The organism is Streptomyces sp. NPDC057486 (assembly GCF_042802415.1).
Classification (GTDB): domain Bacteria; phylum Actinomycetota; class Actinomycetes; order Streptomycetales; family Streptomycetaceae; genus Streptomyces; species Streptomyces yanii.
The window spans coordinates 1-2,714 of the sequence record NZ_JBHVEE010000292.1 but is presented as its reverse complement, the minus strand read 5'-3'; the positions used below and the strand labels follow the sequence as shown (position 1 = coordinate 2,714).

The window sequence follows — 2,714 nt, the reverse complement described above, 5'->3', positions numbered from 1 at the left end:
CGTCGGCCGGCAAGACCCTGGTCGAGCTGTTCGGTCTGGCCCGCGAGCTCAACATCGACGCCGAGGGCATCGACATGGGCCCCTCCCCGACGGACACCGCGCGTGCCGCCGATCTGGCGCTGCCGATCGAGGAACTCGAGCTCACGGTCCGCTCGTACAACTGCCTCAAGCGCGAGGGTGTCCACACGGTCGGTGAGCTCATGGCCCGCTCCGAGGCCGACCTCCTCGACATCCGCAACTTCGGTGCGAAGTCGATCGACGAGGTCAAGGCGAAGCTGGCCGACATGGGCATGAGCCTCAAGGACAGCCCGCCCGGATTCGACCCGATCGCCGCCGCCTTCGGCGCCGACGACGACGCGGACACAAGCTACGTCGAGACCGAACAGTACTGAACACTGCGCCGGGTCACACGGAGCCGGAGATCGCCTCCCGGACCGATACGCGGGGCCGCGCAACGCTTCTGTCGAGCCGTCACCATCAGAGGCACCCCCGTGCAGCCCCGATCAGAACCGGATCACCGTAACGCGCAGCACAGACACGGTCTCAGGAGTTCCCACAGCATCGCCGCCCGCCGCCCCGCCAAGACACCCACCCCTCCGTACGGCTATCACGTACAAAGAGGCGTCGGCGTAGGGAAACGGCTTGCCCACAGGATCTGACCTGCAGAAACGGCCCGACGTCGAAACGGGGGGTTCACACCTGCGGTAGTACCTCCGGTGCAACCCTGGGTACACCTGTGCAGACAACCATGGGTGCAACCCTCCCCAGCCCCGAACAGGCCCCGACCAGGGCGGCTTGCCCGGACCGGCTCGCCCTGACCACCCAACCATCCTGCAGCGGCAGCTGAGCGGCGTAGCGCGCAAGGACCCGGTCCACGGCCGCCAGCAGCTCGCACGTGCGGGCGCGGGGCTTCCACTGTGGCTGATATCCACGGGGCCGCCGGTTCGGCATGACAGCGCCTCCCTGGCTTTGTTCACGGGTCGCGGTTCTGGCACAGTTTCCGTGCAGCGGCCACTCTGGGTGCCGATTGAGCATCTCAGGGCGGCTTCGAAGTCGCCCGAAAATGAGTCGTCATCGAGGTGGTTGGGCTCACAGTCCGGGCCGTGGAAGAGGTCGTGCTCCGGCTGAAGGAGCTGTTGTTCCCGTCGATCGCAGACGTCGCGGTGCTGTCGGTGGACGTGGATATCGAGATAGTGCGCGTTGACGTGCAATGCACCACGGCTGGCGCCGTCTGTCCGGGGTGCGGGGCCTGGTCGACCCGGGTTCACAGCTCTTATCTGCGGTTTCCCGCTGACGTACCGAGTGCCGGACGAACGGTCGTACTCCAGTTACGAGTTCGGCGGTTCCGGTGCCAGAACACCATGTGCACGCGACGGACCTTCGTGGAGCAGATATCCGGCCTGACCCGCAGGTACGGCCAGCGCACGGAGCGGCTGCGCTCGACCCTGGCCGCCGTTGGCCTTGCTCTGGCCGGCCGGGCCGGTGCCCGGCTGGCTGCCATTCTCGGCGTGTCCGTCAGCCGAAGCACGGTTTTGCGCCTGGTCGACGCGCTGCCCGAGCCGGAGGTGCCCGGCACCGCGAGTGGTCGGTGTCGACGAGTACGCCCCCCGTAAGGGCCGCCACTACGGCACCGTCCTGGTGGACGTCGAAACCCGCCGCCCGATCGACCTGCTCCCGGATCGGGAGGCATCCAGCCTGGCTGCCTGGCTCGCCCAGCGGCCAGGCGTCGAGGTCGTCTGCCGGGACCGAGCACCGTTCTTCGCTGAAGGTGCCACGGCCGGAGCGCCGCAAGCGGTCCAGGTCGCGGACCGGTGGCATCTCTGGCACAACCTGAGCGAGGCCGCTGAGCGGAGCGTCGCCCAGCACCGCCGCTGCCTGAGTGTTCTGACGCCCGCAGCGCCTCAACCCGAACCCGGGCCCGTTCCGGCCGCGGATCCGTCCGCGTCGCCTTGGCCACGAGGACACCGGTTCGCCGACCGGACCCGGGCCCGGCACGCTGCCGTCCACGCCCTGCTGAAGGCGGGACACAGCCGACGTTCGGTCCAGCGGGAGCTTGGTATGTCCTGGCGAACCGTCAAGCAGTTCGCCGACGTCGCAACGCCGGAGGAGTTGTTCACCGGTCAGTGGCAGAACCGCCCCTCGGTCCTCGATGACTACAAGCCCCACTTGGACAATCGCTGGAGTGAGGGTTGCACCAACGCGTGGAAGCTGTGGGAGGAGATCGTGCCGCTCGGCTACAAGGGCAGCTACCAACGTGTTCGCGCCTACTTGCACGACAAGCGCACCTCACCGCGGCCGGTGACCGCACGGCCGCCCTCGCCCCGGGCCGTCGCAGGATGGATCCTCCGGCACCCGGACACCCTCACCGAACCCGAGCAGATCCAGCTCAAGGCCGTCCGGACGCACTGCCCCGAACTCGACGCCCTCACCGGCCATGTCCGTTCCTTCGCAGCCATGCTCACCGACCGCCAGGGCGAGCGCTTGCCGGACTGGCTCGAGGCCGTCCGGCAGGACGACCTGCCCAGCCTCCACACCCTCGCTGCCGGCATCGACCGCGACCGCGAAGCCGTCATCGCCGGCCTCACCCTGCCCTGGAGTTCCGGTGTCGTGGAGGGCCATGTCAACCGGATCAAGATGCTGTCGAGTAGCCGGGGGCATCACAGCCCCCGGCTCTCACGGAACCGTACGTAACAATCTCTCGTTATACGGCTCTT

Annotated in this window: 3 protein-coding genes; all 3 read left to right on the top strand. The window is 68.1% G+C overall.

The features are described 5' to 3' along the window. Positions 1–392: DNA-directed RNA polymerase subunit alpha C-terminal domain-containing protein (locus tag ACFU6I_RS48360; RefSeq protein WP_384380910.1), on the top strand; the 392-nt coding region annotated here is incomplete at its 5' end. A 711-nt stretch (positions 393–1,103) separates the two neighbouring features. Next, positions 1,104–1,613: a transposase family protein gene (locus ACFU6I_RS48355; RefSeq protein ID WP_384380907.1), complete on the top strand. Its 510-nt coding sequence runs from the start codon at positions 1,104–1,106 to the stop codon at positions 1,611–1,613. Continuing rightward, positions 1,582–2,691: a transposase gene (locus tag ACFU6I_RS48350; protein WP_384380904.1), complete on the top strand. Its 1,110-nt coding sequence runs from the start codon at positions 1,582–1,584 to the stop codon at positions 2,689–2,691. The genes ACFU6I_RS48355 and ACFU6I_RS48350 overlap by 32 nt, the downstream gene beginning before the upstream one ends. The last annotated feature ends 23 nt before the right edge of the window (positions 2,692–2,714 follow it).